At 71.2% G+C, this 17,377-nt stretch carries 17 protein-coding genes and 1 pseudogene; 12 read left to right on the top strand and 6 right to left on the bottom strand.

Annotated features, from left to right (window positions below; all coding sequences use genetic code 11):
• Positions 1-114 precede the first annotated feature (114 nt).
• Positions 115-3,027 carry a VCBS repeat-containing protein gene (locus tag ACH4K1_RS08120; protein WP_398087699.1) on the top strand — a complete coding sequence of 971 codons (2,913 nt, stop codon included), beginning with the start codon at positions 115-117 and terminating at the stop codon, positions 3,025-3,027.
• Positions 3,028-3,199: 172 nt separating this feature from the next.
• On the opposite strand, the gene ACH4K1_RS08125 is transcribed toward ACH4K1_RS08120, so the two are convergent.
• The gene (locus ACH4K1_RS08125) at positions 3,200-3,673 is read right to left on the bottom strand and encodes an NUDIX hydrolase (protein WP_228989979.1); all 474 of its coding nucleotides are present in this window, start codon (positions 3,671-3,673) and stop codon (positions 3,200-3,202) included.
• 187 nt (positions 3,674-3,860) lie between these two features.
• Between ACH4K1_RS08125 and ACH4K1_RS08130 the strand changes: the two genes are divergently transcribed.
• From ACH4K1_RS08130 to ACH4K1_RS08140, 3 genes are all read left to right on the top strand, one after another.
• Complete coding sequence (locus ACH4K1_RS08130; protein WP_398087701.1) at positions 3,861-4,475, top strand: GNAT family N-acetyltransferase; 615 nt, start codon at positions 3,861-3,863, stop codon at positions 4,473-4,475.
• 343 nt (positions 4,476-4,818) lie between these two features.
• The gene (locus tag ACH4K1_RS08135) at positions 4,819-5,235 is read left to right on the top strand and encodes a VOC family protein (protein WP_398087702.1); all 417 of its coding nucleotides are present in this window, start codon (positions 4,819-4,821) and stop codon (positions 5,233-5,235) included.
• Between the two features lie 144 nt (positions 5,236-5,379).
• Complete coding sequence (locus tag ACH4K1_RS08140; RefSeq protein ID WP_398087704.1) at positions 5,380-6,054, top strand: RHS repeat domain-containing protein; 675 nt, start codon at positions 5,380-5,382, stop codon at positions 6,052-6,054.
• On the opposite strand, the pseudogene ACH4K1_RS08145 reads toward ACH4K1_RS08140, so the two are convergent.
• A pseudogene (locus ACH4K1_RS08145) lies at positions 6,046-6,793 on the bottom strand (transposase family protein). The gene ACH4K1_RS08140 and the pseudogene ACH4K1_RS08145 overlap by 9 nt on opposite strands.
• Before the next feature lie 301 nt (positions 6,794-7,094).
• Here ACH4K1_RS08145 and ACH4K1_RS08150 point away from each other — a divergent pair.
• The 3 genes from ACH4K1_RS08150 (at position 7,095) to ACH4K1_RS08160 (ending at position 8,243) form a co-directional block, all read left to right on the top strand.
• Complete coding sequence (locus tag ACH4K1_RS08150; RefSeq protein ID WP_030809033.1) at positions 7,095-7,361, top strand: hypothetical protein; 267 nt, start codon at positions 7,095-7,097, stop codon at positions 7,359-7,361.
• An 83-nt stretch (positions 7,362-7,444) separates the two neighbouring features.
• The gene (locus ACH4K1_RS08155) at positions 7,445-7,780 is read left to right on the top strand and encodes a transposase family protein (RefSeq protein ID WP_398087706.1); all 336 of its coding nucleotides are present in this window, start codon (positions 7,445-7,447) and stop codon (positions 7,778-7,780) included.
• A gap of 70 nt (positions 7,781-7,850) precedes the next feature.
• Positions 7,851-8,243 (top strand): hypothetical protein, encoded by a 393-nt coding sequence (locus ACH4K1_RS08160; protein ID WP_398087708.1) that lies wholly within the window; start codon positions 7,851-7,853, stop codon positions 8,241-8,243.
• 37 nt (positions 8,244-8,280) lie between these two features.
• On the opposite strand, the gene ACH4K1_RS08165 is transcribed toward ACH4K1_RS08160, so the two are convergent.
• The gene (locus tag ACH4K1_RS08165) at positions 8,281-8,847 is read right to left on the bottom strand and encodes an MSMEG_1061 family FMN-dependent PPOX-type flavoprotein (RefSeq protein ID WP_398087709.1); all 567 of its coding nucleotides are present in this window, start codon (positions 8,845-8,847) and stop codon (positions 8,281-8,283) included.
• 271 nt (positions 8,848-9,118) lie between these two features.
• Between ACH4K1_RS08165 and ACH4K1_RS08170 the strand changes: the two genes are divergently transcribed.
• The 4 genes from ACH4K1_RS08170 (at position 9,119) to ACH4K1_RS08185 (ending at position 13,296) form a co-directional block, all read left to right on the top strand.
• A complete protein-coding gene (locus ACH4K1_RS08170) occupies positions 9,119-10,186 on the top strand; it encodes a FecCD family ABC transporter permease (RefSeq protein WP_398087710.1) in 1,068 nt (355 codons plus the stop codon).
• On the top strand, positions 10,183-11,271 hold the full coding sequence (locus ACH4K1_RS08175; protein ID WP_398087712.1) for a FecCD family ABC transporter permease: 1,089 nt from the start codon (positions 10,183-10,185) through the stop codon (positions 11,269-11,271). Before ACH4K1_RS08170 ends, ACH4K1_RS08175 begins: the two co-directional genes overlap by 4 nt.
• Before the next feature lie 7 nt (positions 11,272-11,278).
• Positions 11,279-12,130: an ABC transporter ATP-binding protein gene (locus tag ACH4K1_RS08180; RefSeq protein WP_398087714.1), complete on the top strand. Its 852-nt coding sequence runs from the start codon at positions 11,279-11,281 to the stop codon at positions 12,128-12,130.
• 137 nt (positions 12,131-12,267) lie between these two features.
• Entirely contained in the window at positions 12,268-13,296 is a 1,029-nt protein-coding gene (locus ACH4K1_RS08185; protein ID WP_398087716.1) for an iron-siderophore ABC transporter substrate-binding protein, read from the top strand.
• A gap of 108 nt (positions 13,297-13,404) precedes the next feature.
• Here the strand turns inward: ACH4K1_RS08185 and ACH4K1_RS08190 are convergent, their stop codons facing one another.
• The gene (locus tag ACH4K1_RS08190; RefSeq protein WP_398087717.1) at positions 13,405-14,025 is read right to left on the bottom strand and encodes a YceI family protein; all 621 of its coding nucleotides are present in this window, start codon (positions 14,023-14,025) and stop codon (positions 13,405-13,407) included.
• Between the two features lie 413 nt (positions 14,026-14,438).
• Here ACH4K1_RS08190 and ACH4K1_RS08195 point away from each other — a divergent pair, with 413 nt between their 5' ends.
• Positions 14,439-14,963, top strand: a complete 525-nt coding sequence (locus ACH4K1_RS08195; protein ID WP_398087719.1) for a hypothetical protein — start codon at positions 14,439-14,441, stop codon at positions 14,961-14,963.
• A gap of 70 nt (positions 14,964-15,033) precedes the next feature.
• Here ACH4K1_RS08195 and ACH4K1_RS08200 read toward each other — a convergent pair whose 3' ends face one another.
• Both ACH4K1_RS08200 and ACH4K1_RS08205 read right to left on the bottom strand, forming a co-directional pair.
• Positions 15,034-15,729: a peptidoglycan-binding domain-containing protein gene (locus tag ACH4K1_RS08200; RefSeq protein WP_398087721.1), complete on the bottom strand. Its 696-nt coding sequence runs from the start codon at positions 15,727-15,729 to the stop codon at positions 15,034-15,036.
• A gap of 239 nt (positions 15,730-15,968) precedes the next feature.
• A complete protein-coding gene (locus ACH4K1_RS08205) occupies positions 15,969-17,195 on the bottom strand; it encodes a glycoside hydrolase family 64 protein (protein ID WP_398087722.1) in 1,227 nt (408 codons plus the stop codon).
• Positions 17,196-17,377: the final 182 nt, after the last annotated feature.

The raw sequence follows: 17,377 nt of genomic DNA on the forward strand, positions 1-17,377 counted from the left end.
GCGCTGGGACTAACACCGATGGGTCTCCATGCCGCATTCGCGACGGAGGAGATCGGGACGGGGGCGGCCGCCTCGCCCCGGACCGCCGAGGAAAACGCCTTCGCGAAAGCGAAAATGACCGGAGAACCGGTCGAGTTGACGGCCGAGCGTTCCAGCACGAGTGAGACGCACGCTCTGCCCAACGGGAATATGCGCCGCACCCAGCACACCGTTCCGGTCCGGGTCAAGCGCGAGGGCGTCTGGACGCCGATCGACACCACGCTCGCCCGGGCCGCCGGGCGTATCGCACCGAAAGCCGCCGCCGGGAGGGTGACGTTCTCCCCGGGCGGTAGCGCACCTCTGGTCACGCTGACCGACCAGGGGCGCGAACTCTCCCTGACCTGGCCGAAGCCGCTGCCGGCCCCCGTGCTCGACGGGTCCACCGCGACCTACCCGGAGGTCCTGCCGGGCGTCGACCTCGCCGTCGCCGCGAGCGTCGACGGCTTCAGCCAGGCCCTCATCGTCAAGACCGCCGAGGCCGCGGACAACCCGGAGCTGGCCCAGCTCGATTTCGGGCTGAAGGCGGACGGTCTCACCGTGAAGCAGGATGCCGAGGCGGGCTCCCTCACCGCGGTGAATCCGGCCGGCCAGCCGGTGTTCGCCACCTCCACCGCCCGGATGTGGGACTCCTCGGGAGCGCAGGCCGCGACCGCTCCCAGGACGGCGGCCAGGAGCACGGCGAACTCCACCGCTCAGCCCGAGGTGCCGACCGACCTGACACCCGGCACCAACAGCAGCACCGTGGACGTGGAGGTCTCCCCCGACCGGTTGACCCTGAAGCCCGACCAGGCCCTGCTCGCCTCGCCGGACACCACGTTCCCCGTCTACATCGACCCACGCGTCACCGGCACACGCCAGGCATGGACCATCGCCTACAAGCCGCACCCCGACGACAGCTACTGGAACGGCACCGGCTGGAGCGGCGGAACCACCGGCGAGGCGCGAGTCGGTTACGAATCCTCGACCAAGGGCACGGCCCGCTCGTACTTCCGTGTCGATTCCAAGTTCCTGGCCGGGGTGAAGGTCGTCGACGCGCAGTTCCAGATCACCCAGTCCCACTCCTGGTCCTGCACCCCCAAGCCGGTCGAGCTGTACCTGACCGGCACCATCAGCTCCGCCACGACCTGGAACAAGCAGCCGGCCCAGTCCACCCGCCAGGACCGGCGTGACTACGCCCACGGCAACGAAAGCGTCGGGTGCGCCGACAAGGCCGTGGACTTCACGGCCAAGGACGCGGCGGTCAAGGCCGCCGCGGGCAAGTGGACGAACATCACCTTCGGGCTGCGCGCGCCCCAGAGCGCGGAGGACGCCAAGGACCCGTACAGCTGGAAGAAGTTCAAGCCGGACGCCAAGCTGATCGTCGAGTTCAACCGTCCGCCCAAGGCGGCCTGGGCGCTCGACACCTCGCCCAGCACCAAGGTCGGTGCGAACGAATGCGGCAACGGCAGCACGTTCGTGACCCTGGGCAACACCGACGTCACCCTGACCGCGCAGGTCTGGGATCCGGACGGCGGGGACGTCAACGTGCAGTTCCATCTGTGGGCCACCGGTAAGCACGACGTGGCTCCCGGGATCATCTTCGACAAGAAGGTCCGCAAGACGGTTCTGGCGCAGGACCCCAAGGGCGTTCAGGCCAGGATCACCGTCCCCAAGACCCTGCTGGACCAGCACAAGGGCGCGAGCAACGGCCAGTTCTCCTGGAAGGCCCAGGTGGAGGACGTCGCCGACGCCGGTTTCGCCTCCGACTGGACGCCGACCCAGGGGGCCAGCGGCTGCCGCTTCGGGTTCGACCCCACCGCCCCTTCCGCGATGCCGACCGTGACCTCCGTCGGCGGACTGTTCCCGGAGGACGCCGAGGGCGCCCTCGCCCGTACCGAGGGCGAGTTCCTTCTCGGAGCGGGCGGGGAGAAGGACATCGTGGAGTACCGGTGGGCCTTGGACCGCACGCCCCCGAACAACTCCGTGAAGCCCGCGACCGCCGGTGGAAGCGTGTCGGTCAAGGTGACTCCGCCGACCCCCGGCCCGCACACGCTGTACGTCCAGGCGTTCGACGCGGGCAAGAACGCCGGCCCGGTCCTTCCCTACAAGTTCTATGCGAAGAGCCCGGGAATCGTGGACAAGCCCGGCGACGTGAACGGCGACGCCCTGCCCGACCTGTTCGCCGTCGACGGCGGGGGCAAGCTGAGGCTGTACTCCGGCACCGGCAACGGACAGATCGCGCCCATGGTGGCGCAGAACACCGCGGCCGACTGGAGCGCCGCGCTGCTCACCCACCGGGGGGACTGGACCGAGGACTACTACGAGGACCTGGTCACCCGGCTGCCCGACGGCAAGCTCTGGCTCTACCCCAATGACGGACTGGGCGAGTTCACCGACGACACCCGGCAGGAGGTCTACTTCTTCGCGGACCCGGAGACCGACGTGTCCCTCGACCCCCGCTCCATCAAGCAGATCGTGTCGATCGGGGACGTGTCGGCCGGCGAGGAGTCGTCGAACCCCGACTTCGTCGCGGTCATCGGCGACCAGCTCTGGTTCCTGCCGGGCTACACCGGGGGCACGATGCAGCCCGGCTACCCGATCGGGGCCGCGGGCTGGAGCACCAGGCAACTGGCCTCTCCCGGCGATGTCGACGGCGACGGCTTCGTCGACCTGGTCGTCCGTGACACCGCCAACGGCGCGGTGTGGCTGTACCACGGGCGGAGCAACGGCGACGCCGACGGCGACGGCGTCCCGGACGGCGGCACCGACCCGGCCTCGCTGGCCTCCGACGCCGGCCGCACCGCGTATGCCACCGGCTGGACCACGGCGGCCAGACCGCTGGTGACGGCTTCCGGCGACTCCGACGGCGACGGCGTGCCCGACCTGTGGACCACCACCGCCGACACCACGGCGGGGCTGGAGTTCATTCCGGGCCGCAGGAACGGCCTCGTCGGTGCGCCGACCGTTGCCGGTACCGGCGGCTGGCAGCCCATGAAGGCCCTCTCGTAGGACGCGTTCACCGGGGCGTCGTTCCTCGGGAGGCCCGGTCCGCCGCCCACGCCGGGGGGCGGGCCGGGCCTCGCGCGCTGCCGGGCGCTGAGGCGGCGACCCGACCGGTACGGAAGCCGTGCGGGCGGCGGGGGCGGGCGGGGGAGGCGCCTGGTGGCCGACCGCGCCGGGATCAGTGCTGGACCAGCCCTCCGACCGGCACCGGGCCCACGTGGCCCGAGGCCGGGAGGGTGTCCGCCAGGGCGAGGCCCACATCCACCAGCGAGGACCGGCGCAGGCGGGCGACCTCGGGCAGCGGGGTCCACACCGAGGCGGCGGTGTCACCGTTCGGCTCGGGGCGGAGCGTGCCGCCGGTGACGCGTACGCGGTAGAAGACGCCGACGTTCTGGAGCTCGGGCGCACCGGGCCGGCGGCGCTCGGCCGCCGGGACCACTCGCGAGTCCACCCCGAGCAGGCGCTCCACCTCGGCCTCCAGACCGGTCTCCTCGGCGACCTCGCGGACCACCGCGTCGTACGGGTCCTCCGCGTGCTCGACACCGCCGCCCGGGAGCGTCCAGACGCGGTCGCCGTCCGGCCCCACGGCCAGCGCGAGCAGCACGCGCCCGTCCTCGATGCAGACCGCGTACGCGGCGAGTCGTCGGTCCATGCGGGGAGGCTACCGGGCGGACGGGCGGACGGGCGGACGGGCGGACGGGCGGACGGGCGGACGGGCGGACGGGCGGACGGTCGGACGGGCGGACGGGCGGACGGGCGGACGGCCGGCGGGGCCGCTGGGCGGACCAGCCGCGTCGCGCCCGGGGGCCCCTGATCACCCAAGATCATCGCCGTGCAGAATGACCCGTATGTCGACAACGAACACTCCGCGGACGGCCACGCTCGACGACGCCCCGGAGATCAGCCGCACCCTGGCCCGCGCCTTCGCCGACGACCCGATGATGGACTGGTTCTTCCCCGGCGGAGCCTCGCGCGAGCCCGATCTGATCCGCTACTTCACCACGATCTTCACCCGGCAGTACGGCCGCCACGGTAGGTGCGAGCGCACCGCGTCGGCGGCCGCGTTCTGGGTGACGCCGGAGGGGCAGGAGAAGGCGGTCCCGGACGCGGAGACGATCGCGGAGCTGGAGGAGATCCTGGGCGACCGGGCGCCCCTGTTCCGGGAGGCCGTCCAGGCCGCCGCCGAGCACGGGCCGAAGGAGCCGCACTGGTACCTGGCGGTCGTCGGCGCGGACCCGGCCGCCCGGGGCCAGGGGCACGGAGCGGCCCTGCTGCGCTCCGGGCTGGCCCAGGCCGACGCGGCGGGGCTGCCGGTCTACCTGGAGTCCTCCAAGCCGGACAACCTCCCCTTCTACGAGCACTTCGGCTTCACGGTGCTGGGCGAGGCGGCCCTCCCGGGCGGCGGCCCGGTGCTGTGGGTCATGCGGCGCGAACCGGTGCCCGCCGGGCGGTAGCGGGACGGCGGCGTGAGGGGCGCCGGGTTCACGTGCGCGCCCCGGGGCCCCTCCCGCGTCAACACCCGTACCCCGGTGCCCGCTTCTGCCCGCGCATCCGTCCGCGCCCGGTGCGGACGTGCCGCTCGACCATGCGAAAACCTTCAGGGTGGCGGCCAGGGGCCGGGCTGATGATGCCGCCGACCCGTGGATCGAGCGGGGTTCGCGCAACGGGGTGACCAGGACCGGAGACGGAGGCGTGAAGGGCCTCGGGACCGAGGCGCGGGGTCCTGCCGCTCCGTAGGGTTCCGGGACGAGCGGCCCCCGACCGAGAACCGGGGCCGCGCTCACCAGGAGGTCCCCGATGCCGGCAGACGCCTGGGCCCATGTCCGTATCGCCCGCCCGTCCCGCGACCTTCGAGCGGCCGAACGCTTCTGGGTCGCCGGGCTCGGCCTCGCCGTCCAGTACCGCCACGAGGCGGACGGCACCCCCGGCCGCCACTCGCTGCTCGTGGTGGGCTGGCCCGATGCCGCCTGGCACCTGGAGTTCGTCCACGACCCGGCGGCCCCCGTCGAACCGCGCCCGACACCCGAGGACCTGCTCGTGGTCTACCTCGGCGAAGAAGTGCCGGACGTCCTGGTGCGGCGGCTCGAAGAGCACGGCGGCACACGGGTGCCCGCGCACAACCCGTACTGGGACACCTGGGGCGTCACCGTTCAGGACCCGGACGGCTACCTGCTGGTGCTCTCCACCCGGACGTGGTCGTCGGCTGCCGACTGAGGGGTGCGGCGTTCCGCGATGGAACACAGCTCTTCAGCCGGACCGGAGCCGGTAGGTCCACCGACTGCCACTGAGGCTCCCATCCTCAGGAGTTCGGCGCCGTGCCCGAACCGAGGTCTCACCGCATACCGGAGCGACGGAGGCGTGTCCGGCGCACGTTTACTTTCCGTAATTCGGCTCGGTGGACACTGGAAGGGCCATGCGAGACCACGTCGGTGTCGACGCACCAACCGGGCCTGCTGCCGAACGAGTTCGAACGGCACCAAGCTCAGCTTCCTGGCCGCCGACCACCACGGCACGAGCAGCATCGCCACCGATGCCACTACGCAGGCCGTCACCAAGCGCTACAGCACACCGTTCGGCGCTCGACGCGGGACCAAGCCGACTTCCTGGCCGGACGACAAGACGTTCTTGGGCAAGCCGGCGGACTCCACAACAGGGCTGACCCACATCGGTGCCCGTGAGTACGACCCGGGGACCGGCCAGTTCATCAGCGTCGGCCCGCTGCTCGAAATCGACAAGCACCAGACGCTCAACGGCTACAGCTACGCCGGCCAGTCCCCAGCTACGAACTCCGACCCGACCGGCACCTGCCTGGACCCGGGGAACGGCAGATGCCAGCCGGGGGACAACAGCGGCAAGCCGGACCCTTCGTTCCCGATCAACAGCAGCTCACCGCCCGGCGGCGGCGGGCCGGGTTACAACGGCACGGCGCCTACCGGTGGCTCCGGGGGGACCGGTGGTGGCGGTGGTGGCACTGCATTTGTTGTGGGGCCCAACGGGATGGTTTGCAGTGAGCTCTTTCCAACCTCAGGCTGACGCGTGGTGGTGAAGGACGAGGACGGCCTTCACCACGTCGGTTATGCGGTTGGTGCTGCAGCGGAGTTTCCGCAGGAGCCGCCAGCTCTTGAGGGTGGCCATGGCCTGCTCGCCGAGGCAGCGGATCTTGGCGTGGGTGGTGTTGTGACGGCGCTTCCATCGCTTGAGACGGCGGCCCCGAAACGGGACTCGGACGGTTCCGCCGGCACCTTGATACGCCTTGTCAGCCCAGCATTTGAGTCCGGCTTCAGCGAGGGCTTCGATAATCCCGTGCTGTCGCGCGGCGGTGAGGTCGTGAGCGGAGCCGGGCAGCGCGGGCGAGGCGTCCGAACGGGTCGGTGAGGACCTGGACGTTCACGCCGTGGCGCTTGTGTTTCCCGGAGTAGTACGGGGTGTCGGCGGCGATCCGGTCGATCGGCGACAGGGTGCCGTCGAGGATGACGAACGCCTTCGCCCGGATTGCCTTCATCGCCTCGGCCAGGGACGGGGCGAGGATGGCCAGGATGTCGACGGCCTCGCGTATGTAGCGGAAGGCGGTCGCGATCCCGATGCCGAAACCGGCCGCGAGCTGTGCGTAGGTGTCACCGCACCGCAGGTGGGCCAGGGCCAGCAGAGCCTGTCGCGCTGCGGGAAGCCGCCGCCACCGCGTGCCGATCTCCCTCCGTCTGGCTGTCAGTTGCCCGGTCAGGAACCGCAGGGTGCGGGTGGACAGATCGATCGACGACGGATAGACAAGCACACGAAGCTCCTGGCGGACACGGGTGATCTTGGTCGTGAACCCGTCTACCAGGAGCTTCCTTCATGCCCACCGCTGGGCTGCCGACCCAGCCTCCCGGCAGGTTGGACGAGGTGCACGGAATCGATGGCGCTCAACGCTGACCACCCACGGCCTGGCCACTCAGCTACCAGCGGGGCCAGATGAGCTGCCGAGCTGCCAGTGAGGAATGGAGGCGCCAAACGGAACGATCAGTCATATCCGTCATTCGCAGATCATGTCCACCCGCTATCACGCACCAACTCGTTGGTGCGATCATCACCACATGAAGATCGATTTGCGTCGCATCAGTGCGGTGGTTGTTCTGCTCGTCGGCATGTCCCTGGCCGTGTGGGCCATCATCGGACCGCCCCAGGACTGGACGGGCAGCATGTGGTGGGCTCGTGCGGGACTGTGTGCGGGAGGTCTTGGACTGGTACTCCTCAGCGCGCAGCTGATGTTCCCGATCAACCGCAAGAAGGACAGGGACGCCGACCGGGACCCAACGTCCGCATGGGGATCCCTGGCCGGGCCGCTGGACGACCTCTTCTGAAGGGCCAGGGCGAGAACGGGCGACGTGCGAGCCTTCACGCGTACCGCATACGGCCCTGAACCCGGTAAACGCGAAGGAAAAGGATGCTGGCCAGAGCCCGTGGTTGGCGGCGTGGGAAACCCAGACTGACCGTAGCGCGGGTTCACGGCACTCCCGCTGCTCTCGCCGCAGACGACATCAAGTGCTGGGCCGACAAGGCATATCAGGGCGCGGGTCCTGCTGTCCGCGTCCCGATCCGGGGCAAGAACCTGCGCGGCTGGCGTCGTCGTCACAACCGCGATCACGCCAAGATCCGCAGCCTCAGAGAACGCGCCATGGCAACCTTCAAGTCCTGGCGGCTCCTGCGGAAGCTCCGCTGCAGCACCATGCGGATCACCGCCGTCGTCCGGGCCGCGGTCGCCCTCGAACTCACCACCTGATCAAGATGGAAAAGGCTCACCATACAGTGATTGGATTAATTGGAAGAGATGGGACTCCCCGGAGTGAGTAATGTCTGATATAAGTGTTCAATATCCGGAGATGAGGGGGCTGATAATTGAGCATCTCGCGAGGTTGGCCGACCCTGATTGGCGTGCATCGAATCTGCAAAAGGGGAGTTCGGTGGAACTCGATTTCGATGGCCTCGTGAATTTCCTCTACGACACGAGTGGTCTACTGCATGATCCTCGTGGGGCGCTTGGACTTACTTTGGGCGGCTTCGAAGAGGTGGAGGCTATTCAGCGCCTGAGGGATACTTTCGAGGCAGCCATTGAGGAAGGAGGGCTTACCGGTGAGAACCCGGGAACTGATCCCCTATGGGATGTGATCGGAGATGAATCTGCAACTGTCGTAGACGTGCTGCCCGCACGTGGATGCGGGAGCGGTAAACCCGGTCCCGGATGAAGGCGCCAGTCTTTCGTAAATCGAGAGAGAGGTGCGCTCAGCTCGCCGCCCACGTCTCCGGCGCCCACACCCCCGACCGCTTCAGCGACGCCGGGCAGTGGCGGAAGACCTCGTCGATCTCCACGACCAGGGCCAGCGACGGGCGTCGGCCCTGCACCGCCATCGCGTCGAAGAACGGACCGTCCGTGACGATGCGGGCGCGGCCGTTGACGCGCAGGACGTCCATCGCGCCCGGTATCAGGTAGAGCAGGCCCACCCGGGGGTTGGCCAGGATGTTGTGGAAGCTGTCGGCGCGGCGGTTTCCCGGCCGGTCGGGCAGCGCGATCGTGGACCGGTCCAGGACGTGGGTGAAGCCGGGGGTCCCGCCGCGCGGGGTGGCGTCGCAGTCGCCGTTCGCGTCGGAGGTGGCCATCGTGCAGAACGGGGAGCGGGCCAGCAGCTCCAGGTCGTCGTCGGTGAGCCGGTCGTGGACCTTGTCGATGACGATCGGGTGCGGGGTTCCCAGGAGTTCGCGCAGTTCTTCCGCCGAGCCGAGGGGCACGGTCCCTGCCAGCGGATCGGCCGCGGCGGGGGCGGGGGCGGTGGAGTCGGCGGCGTACGGCAAGGGAGTGCTCCGGAGCTGGTGGGGTGTGGCAGCGCGCGGTCGGACAGGCGCTGTTAGGGTGACCTTACTTTGGGTCTCCTGGCGGCCCCCGCCCCGGGGTGGCGCCGGTCGCACTCACCGTCCGGGGCGCCCCGGCCCGGCCATGCGCTCCCTCCGGGGCGGACCGGTCGGCGACGACAGCGCCTCCCGTGCCCGAGGGTCCCGGCGTGACGAACCAGCGTGAGGAACGAACAGTGCACCACCGCATGGCGCCTGCCCCGGCGGCCGGGTCGTGAGCGGCTCGGCCCTCCTGGCGAAGGGGAAACCGTCGGACGGCGGCACCCCGCCCCGGCGCAAGCGCAGCAGGCCCGTCCTCGCCCTCGGGCTGCTCGCCGCCCTCGCCGTACTCCTCCTCACCGTCGCCGCCAGCCTCGCCGTCGGCTCCGGCGACGTGCCCTTCCGGGACGTCGTCGACGGGGTGCTCGACCCGGACACGGCCGTCAAGGGGCAGCTCATCGTCCAGGAGGTCCGCATCCCGCGCACCGTCGCCGGGCTGCTGGCCGGCGCGGCGCTCGGTCTCGCGGGCACGGTGATGCAGGGCGTCGCCCGCAACCCCCTGGCCGACCCTCAGCTCCTCGGCGTCAACGCCGGCGCGTCCGTCGCCGTCGTCTGCTCGATCACCCTGCTCGGGTTCACGGCCGCCACCCAGTTCATCTGGTTCGGCTTCCTCGGCGCGCTGCTCGCCGCCCTCCTCGTGTACGGGGTCGGCTCGCTCGGGCGGGAGGGTGCGACTCCGGTCAAGCTGGCCCTCGCCGGGGCCGCGACCGCCGCCGTCCTCACCTCGGTCACCAGCGCCATCCTCCTCCAGGACCGGGGCAGCTACGACCAGTTCCGGTTCTGGCAGCTCGGGGCGCTGACCGCCCGCGGCCCCGAAGTGCTCTGGCAGGCATCGCCGTTCATCCTGGTCGGCACCATGCTGGCGCTGGCCCTCGGACCGCAGCTCAACGCCCTCTCGCTCGGCGACGACCTCGCCCGGGGGCTGGGTCAGCGCGTCGGGGCCATCCGCGTGGTCGCCGCCCTCGCCGTGGTGATCCTCTGCGGCGCGGCCACCGTCGTCGCCGGGCCCATCGGCTTCGTCGGGCTCGCCGTACCGCACGCCGCCCGCCTCGTCACCGGCCCCGACTACCGCTGGGTGCTCCCGTACAGCATGGTGCTCGCCCCGATCATGCTGCTCCTCGCGGACATCGTCGGCCGGGTCGTCGCCCGCCCCGGCGAGGTGCAGGTCGGCGTGGTCACGGCCGCCCTCGGCTGCATCCCCTTCATCTGGCTCGTCCGGCGCAGGAAGCTGGTGGAACTGTGAGCCGGGCACCCGTCGTCGCCGAGAACGCCACGCACGCGGACGAGGAGCGCCTCGCCGACGCCGTACGACGGATCTCCGCCGTACGCTCCCGGGGGCTGCGGCGCTCCCTCCTCGTCGGAGCCGGACTGCTGGCCGCCGTGGTCGTCGTGTTCGGCGTCTCGCTCAGCGTCGGCGACATGGTCATGCCGATCGGGAAGGTCGTGGAGACCCTGTTCGGAGGCGGCGACGGCGGATCGCGGTTCGTCGTCCTGGAACTGCGGCTGCCCCGCGCCCTCCTGGCCGTCCTCGTCGGTACCGCCTTCGGGCTCTCCGGAGCCGTCTTCCAGGCCGTGCTGCGCAACCCTCTCGCCAGCCCCGACCTCATCGGCATCAGCGCCGGAGCCAGTGCGGTCGCCGTCACCGCCGCCCTGCTCTTCCAGGTCAGCGGCCTCGCTCTCTCCGCGAGCGCCCTCACCGGCTCCCTGGCCGCCGGGGCGGCCATCTACCTGCTCGCCTGGCGGCAGGGCGTAGCCGGACAGCGCCTGGTCCTCGTCGGGATCGGCGTCGGCATGGGACTGTCCAGCATCGTCTGGTACGTGATGGCGCGCTCCGACGTCACCGACGCGCAGGAGGCGTTCCGCTGGCTCGCGGGCAGCCTCAACGGCCGCTCCTGGGGCCAGGTGTGGCCGCTCCTCATCGCCCTCGGCCTCCTCGTCCCGCTGACCGTCCTCGCCGCCCACGTGCTGCGCCCCCTCCAACTCGGGGACGACGCCGCCGCCGGGCTCGGCGCGAAGGTCGAGCGCGGTCGGCTCGCCCTGCTGGCCTGCGCGACCGCGCTCGCCGGGGTCGCGACCGCCGCCGCCGGACCCGTCGGGTTCGTGGCGTTCGTCGCCGCCCCGATCGCCCGGCGGCTGGTCCCGGGCCGGGGTGCGGCCCTGCCGCAGGCGGCCCTGACCGGGGCGCTCCTGGTCCTGGTCGCGGACTTCGCGGCGCAGCACGCCCTGCCCTCGGTCCAACTGCCGGTGGGCGTGGCCACCAGCATCCTCGGCGCCCCGTACCTGCTCCTGCTCCTGGCCCGCGCCAACCGCGTGGGCAGCGGGGGCTGAGGCGACGATGTATCGACAAGTCGATGACAACGAAAGGCATGGCCCTGGCGTGGCCGAACACACTCTGGAAGCCCGTGACGTCCGGCTCGGCTACGGCGAACGCGAGATCGTCCCCGGTCTGAGCGTGGCCGTGCCGCCCGGGAAGATCACCGTCATCGTGGGGCCCAACGCCTGCGGGAAGTCGACGCTGCTGCGCGCCATGGCCCGGCTGCTCGCCCCCACCGGCGGAGCGGTGCTGCTGGACGGCCGGTCCATCCAGGAGATGCCGACCAAGGAGGTCGCCTCCGTGCTCGGCATCCTGCCGCAGAGCCCCACCGCCCCGGAGGGGATCACCGTCTCCGACCTGGTCGGACGCGGCCGCTATCCGCACCAGGGCTGGTTCCGCCGCTGGAGCGCCGAGGACGACGAGGCAGTGGCGCGGGCGCTGCTGTCGACCGACGTCCTCGAACTGGCCGACCGGTCGGTGGACGAGCTGTCGGGCGGCCAGCGCCAGCGGGTGTGGATCGCGATGGCGCTGGCCCAGCGCACGGACATCCTGCTGCTCGACGAGCCGACGACCTTCCTGGACGCCAGCCACCAGCTCGACGTCCTGGACCTGCTCACCGACCTCAACCACGAGCGGGGCGTCACCATGGTCGCCGTGCTCCACGACCTCAACCTCGCCTGCCGGTACGCGGACCACATGATCGCGATGCGGGAGGGGCGGATCGTCGCGGAGGGCCGTCCGGTCGACATCGTGACGGAGGAGCTGGTCGGCGAGGTCTTCGGGATGCGCTGCTCGGTGATCGAGGACCCGGCGTCGGCCACCCCGATGGTGGTGCCGCTGGGCCGCCACCACGTGAAGGGGCCGGGTGGCTGAGCCGCGTACGGGGGAGGGGCCGGTGGCCTGAGTCGCGTAGGCGGGAGGGGCGGCGGCCTGAGTCGCGTACGTACGGGGGAGCCCTTCAGGTCAACCCGCCGGCACCGTTGCTATTAGGTGAGGCTAACCTAAGAGGCATGAACGCTTCCGCTTCCCGTACCCGGCGGCCCCGCCGCACCCCCGTCCTCGCGGCCGGCGCCGTGGCCGCCCTTCTCCTCGGCCTCTCGGCCTGCGGCTCGTCGGACGACTCCGACAGCCCCGCGTCCGCCGCCTCGGGCGGGGCCTCGGCGGGCGCCTTCCCCGCCAAGGTCGGGACGAAGTTCGGCGAGGTCACCGTCGACAAGCAGCCGAAGCGCATCGTCGCGCTCGGCTGGGGCGACGCCGAGACCGTCCTCGCGCTCGGCGGCCAGCCGGTCGGGGCCAGTGACTGGCTGCCGTTCGGCGGCGAGGGCGTCGGCCCCTGGGCCAAGGGCATGTACGACAAGAAGCCGGAGCTGATCGGCACGATGGAACCGGAGTTCGAGAAGATCGCCGCCCTCCAGCCCGACCTGATCCTGGACACCAAGTCCAGCGGCGACCGGACGCGTTACGACACCCTGAAGAAGATCGCCCCGACCGTGGGCGTGCCGAAGGGCGGCGACCAGTACAAGATCTCGTGGGAGCAGCAGACCACGATGATCGCCGCCGCCATGGGCGTGCCGGAGAAGGGCAAGGAGCTGATCGCGGAGACGGAGAAGAAGTTCGAGGCCGCGGCGAAGGCCCACCCCGAGTTCAAGGACAAGACCATCACCGTCGGCTCGCGTACCTCCGAGGGCTTCGGCGTCTACGTCGGCGGTACGGGGCGCATCGACTTCGTCGAGCGGCTCGGCTTCAGGAACAACCCGAAGGCCGAGGCCCGGGCCGGCGAGGGCTTCTCCGTCTCCGTCTCCAAGGAGAACCTGGACCTGCTCGACGCCGACCTGACCGTGATGACCCCGATCGGCATCCCGGCCGCGGACATCAGCGGCGACCCGCTGTACAAGGCCGTCCCGTCGGTGAAGGCGGGCAACGCCCTCGTCTTCGACGACAAGGGCATCTCGCAGGCGTTCGCGACGGACTCGGTCCTGTCCGTCTCGTACGCGCTGGAGAAGGTCGTCCCGCTCTTCGCGGAGAAGGTCGCGAAGTAGCGGCGCCCGTAGGCACGCGGCGACCGTCGCACGCACGCGCGCAGCGCCCCGTCCCCGGGGAACCGGGTGCGGGGCGCTGAGTGCGTCGGTACGCGGGGGCGTGGGGGGTCAGGCCTGCGGGGCGGCCGCCTTGATCGCGGAGATGTCGAAGGTCAGCTTCACCTTGTCGCTGACCATCACGCCGCCGGTCTCCAGCGCCGCGTTCCAGGTCAGGCCCCAGTCGGAGCGCAGGATCTCGGCGCTGCCCTCGAAGCCCACGCGCTCGTTGCCGTAGACGTCGGTGGCGGAGCCGTTGAACTCCAGGTCGATGGAGAGCGGGCGGGTGACGTCCTTGATGGTCAGGTCGCCGGTGATCCGGTACGCCTCGCCGCCCAGCTGCTCGGCCCGCGTCGAGCGGAACGTCATGAGGGGGAACTTCTCCGCGTCGAAGAAGTCGCCGCTGACCAGGTGGCCGTCGCGGTCGGCGATGCCGGTGTCGACGCTGGCGATCTTCACGTCGATGGAGGCGGAGGAGTTGGCGGGGTCCGTGCCGTCCAGCACCAGGGTGCCCTCGTGCTCGCCGAAGGAGCCGCGCACGTTGGTGACCATCGCGTGGCGCACGGTGAAGCCGATGCTGCTGTGCGCCGGGTCCACGGTGTACGTACCGGTCAGGGCGGCGAGCGCGGGGTCCACGGCGGGGGTCTCGGTGGCGGTGGTGGTGGCGGTCGGCTTGCGGTTGAACAGAGCCATGGCTCCTCCTCGGGGATGCGCTGCGGGGACGGGGGTCAGCTGTGCCGAAGGCCGCTTTCGTTCAACCTTCAACGAGATTGACTGTAGCGCGATCTAGTTCAATGTTCAACATCTTGCGTGCGGGCGTCTTGTCCCGCGTTCGGGAGCCTCGCCCGTCGTTCAGACCCTTTCGCCCGGGCCCTTTCGCCCAGGCTCCTTCGGTCGGGCCCTTTCGCCCGGGCCCTTTCGCCCGGGCCCCTTCGGCCGGGCCTCGCGCGACGCGGCCGCCGAACCGGCGCGGGGCGCGCGCCCCCGGGTGCCCCCGCCCTCTGGCGGACGCGCGTAGAACTCGGGCACTATCTCCCTGCCCGGCGTACGGGGCCCGTGCCCGCCCGTGCCCCCCCTGGATTGTCATGAGCAGGAGGAATCACCCCATGGTGACCCGTCCACGACTCCGCTCCGCCCTCACCGCCCTCGCCCTCGTCCTCGGCGCGCTCTTCGCGCCCGGCGTCGGCCTCCTCGGCGGCGGCGCCACCGAGGCGCACGCCGTGACCAAGCTGACCCACGCCCAGGCGACCTCCCGCTTCAGCTCGTCCGGGATCACCTGGTCGTCCTCCGGCGGCTGCTCCGACCGGGCCAACCCCACCTGCACCTCGTTCGACCAGCTCAACCTGGCGAGCGCCCAGGGTGCGCAGACCCTCAAGAGCGCCACCGGCTGTGCGCTCAGGATCACCGGCGGCACGGAGACCGGGCACGCGGGCGGCACGTACTCCCACTGGAACGGCTACAAGCTCGACTTCGCCAAGAGCACCTGCCTGAACAACTACGTCACCGGCGCCTTCACCTACATCGGCACCCGAGGCGACGGCGCGCGCCAGTACCGGTCCGGCTCCGGCAACATCTACGCGGACGAGGGCAACCACTGGGACGTGACGTACTACAACTGCGGCGGCTGCTGACCACCGCCGTGACCCGGGGGTCGTCCGCCGCACCGCATGCCGCGACGGCCCCCGGGTCCACGGCCCGCGCCTACGGGATCGGGTCCGCGTCCGGCCCCTCCTGCTCCAGCAGCTCCTGGGCGAACTCCTCCCACTGCGCGTACCGGTCCGGGTGCGCCGACCGCTGAACCGCCTGGCAGGCCCTGCCCGGCTCCATCGACTCCCAGCCGTCGATCTGGAGCAACCCGGGGTTGGCGCTGGGCGAGGGCAGCCCGTAGAAGGACTTGGACGCGGTCGGCACATGGGTGATCTGGGCCGCCGTACCCCAGCCCATGCTCGGACGCTGCTGGAAGACGCCGAGCGAGTCGTGGTCGACCGGAGACGTGTAGTTGACGAACTTCGACTCCTGCATGGCCGTCATCAGGGCGATGACCTGCGCCTCATCGGAGAGCTCCGCCCCCTTGCCGACGCCGATGACCGTACGGGCGTGGGCCAGCTGCTCGGGGCCGAGGTCGGTCGGTGCGGCGAAGAAGGCGCGCAGCTCACTGTCCGGGGCCGTCTTCAGCAGATGCGCCGTGGCGAGGTCCACGCGGCCGGTCGGGGGCAGCCCATAGCTCTGCTGGAAGGCGCGCAGCCCGTGCGCGCCGGGGGAGTGCGGGGAGCCGGGGGGCTGCGGGGAGGGGGAGCCCGGCGGGGCGGGGGCCGCGTGGGCCGGAGCCGCCGCTGTCAGCAGGAGCCCGGCGGCGAGCGCCGTGAGCAGCCTGCGGGTGAGTCGGTTCATTCGCATACGGCACCGTCCCGGGGCCGGGGGACGAAGTCAAGAACGCCACACAAGGTGACAATTGATGAGGTATCGGATGCCGGAACGCCCCGGTGGCACCCGGACGCACGGGCTCCGCCGGATGCACGGGCCCTACCCGTCGCCCGTGCACCCCGCCGCCGGGTGCCCGTGCACCCTGCCGCCGGACGCCCGTGCGCCCCCGCCGACGGGGCACACGGGCATCCGGCCCGGCTGCCGGCCGGGTGTCAGGACCCCACGCTCACCGTGAAGCGGCGCGGGTTCCCGTCGTGCGCCGCCCCCGAGACGTCCGGCTCGCCGTCCGGGCGGACGTCGTCGTACGGGAACGCGTAGCCGATCGGGCTGTTCGCGTGGACCAGCCGGGACCAGTGGTTGGTCACCGCCGTCCGGTAGTAGTCCGCCGAGGTCGTGCCGTTCGGCTGGCTCGGGCGGCTCAGCATGATCGAGCGGTTGAAGCCCGCCGCGAGCCGGGCCAGGATCGCCTTCTTGTCGTCGCTGTCGCCGGGGTTGTTGGTGAACGGGCCGTGGTTGCAGGTGAAGACGTCCTTCGTCTCCGGCTTGGTGAAGGTGTGGCCGCCCTCGAAGGTCAGCGTGTCCCCGCTGACCCGGCCCGCCCGGGTGCCCCGGCCGCCCTGGAGGTCGATGCGCAGCTCCTCGGAGCGGTACTTCTCCCAGACCTCGTCGATCTGCGCGGTGAACAGGTCCCGGAACGGCATCTCGGCGGGGCGGTCGAAGTACGGGGCCATGATGTTCTGCGGCGAGACGACCCGCAGGACGCCGCCGTCCCCGCCCCGGGTGATCAGCCTGTCCCACGGCTGCCCGTCGGCGGCCGCCTGAGCGGCCAGGCCGTCCGCGATCCGCTGCACCGCGCCGTCCGGGAGCGGGGCCACCGTGTGCGTCGCGTCGCCCTCCAGCGTGATGCCGATGGGGAGGGCGGTGACCAGGTCCACGTAGCTGATGTTGGAGTACAGCTGCTCCGTGTTGAAGGTGAACTCGCAGAACGACCACGTGCGGGCGTAGTTCGGGTCGGTGGGCGTCGCGAACGCCGGCTCCACCAGCGCGGGGCCCGGATTGAGGTAGAAGTCCAGCTTGTCGTCGCGGACGAAGTAGACCCGCGCCCCGTACATCTGCGGCAGGGTCAGCACGACCGGGCCCGCGCCCGCGCCCCTGAGCGGGATGGCGCAGTCGACGGGCAGCGGGGTCTGCGGGGCGCCGGGGGAGTCGGGGCGGTAGACGCCGCCGTCCGGCTTGAGCAGCACCCAGCGGCCGGTGCCCGGCTCGTGGCCGGTCACATACGCGTGCACCGTGCCCGGCAGCGACCTGTTCTCCAGGGCCAGTTCGCAGGTGGCGGGGGCCGCCGAGGCGCGCGGACTCAGGGCGGAGCCCCAGGCGGGGTACGTGAGCGCCGCAGCCGATGCGGCGGCGCCGGTCAGGAACGTTCGGCGTGAAATCACGAAGGAACTCCCGAGGTGGTGGTGGGGGGGGCCGCAGGCGGGCGGTGGGGGGTGCGCGGAGAGGCGCGGGGCCGTGGGGGTGCCTGCGGTGCGCACCACTCTCGCCAGCCCCGACGAGAGCGTCAAGAGGTGTGACCGAGAGCGCTCTCATTCTCTCCGGGTCTTCACAACTCGACGCCTCG

This window comes from Streptomyces sp. NPDC017448 (genome assembly GCF_044330565.1).
Lineage (GTDB): Bacteria > Actinomycetota > Actinomycetes > Streptomycetales > Streptomycetaceae > Streptomyces.

Excerpts from the sequence above, each read along its gene's own strand:
- ACH4K1_RS08120 (WP_398087699.1), top strand. The coding sequence starts at position 115 with ATGACCGGAGAACCGGTCGAGTTGACGGCCGAGCGTTCCAGCACGAGT.
- ACH4K1_RS08125 (WP_228989979.1), bottom strand. The coding sequence starts at position 3,673 with ATGGACCGACGACTCGCCGCGTACGCGGTCTGCATCGAGGACGGGCGC.
- ACH4K1_RS08130 (WP_398087701.1), top strand. The coding sequence starts at position 3,861 with ATGACCCGTATGTCGACAACGAACACTCCGCGGACGGCCACGCTCGAC.
- ACH4K1_RS08135 (WP_398087702.1), top strand. The coding sequence starts at position 4,819 with ATGCCGGCAGACGCCTGGGCCCATGTCCGTATCGCCCGCCCGTCCCGC.
- ACH4K1_RS08150 (WP_030809033.1), top strand. The coding sequence starts at position 7,095 with ATGAAGATCGATTTGCGTCGCATCAGTGCGGTGGTTGTTCTGCTCGTC.
- ACH4K1_RS08155 (WP_398087706.1), top strand. The coding sequence starts at position 7,445 with ATGCTGGCCAGAGCCCGTGGTTGGCGGCGTGGGAAACCCAGACTGACC.
- ACH4K1_RS08160 (WP_398087708.1), top strand. The coding sequence starts at position 7,851 with ATGTCTGATATAAGTGTTCAATATCCGGAGATGAGGGGGCTGATAATT.
- ACH4K1_RS08180 (WP_398087714.1), top strand. The coding sequence starts at position 11,279 with ATGTATCGACAAGTCGATGACAACGAAAGGCATGGCCCTGGCGTGGCC.
- ACH4K1_RS08185 (WP_398087716.1), top strand. The coding sequence starts at position 12,268 with ATGAACGCTTCCGCTTCCCGTACCCGGCGGCCCCGCCGCACCCCCGTC.
- ACH4K1_RS08190 (WP_398087717.1), bottom strand. The coding sequence starts at position 14,025 with ATGGCTCTGTTCAACCGCAAGCCGACCGCCACCACCACCGCCACCGAG.
- ACH4K1_RS08195 (WP_398087719.1), top strand. The coding sequence starts at position 14,439 with ATGGTGACCCGTCCACGACTCCGCTCCGCCCTCACCGCCCTCGCCCTC.
- ACH4K1_RS08200 (WP_398087721.1), bottom strand. The coding sequence starts at position 15,729 with ATGCGAATGAACCGACTCACCCGCAGGCTGCTCACGGCGCTCGCCGCC.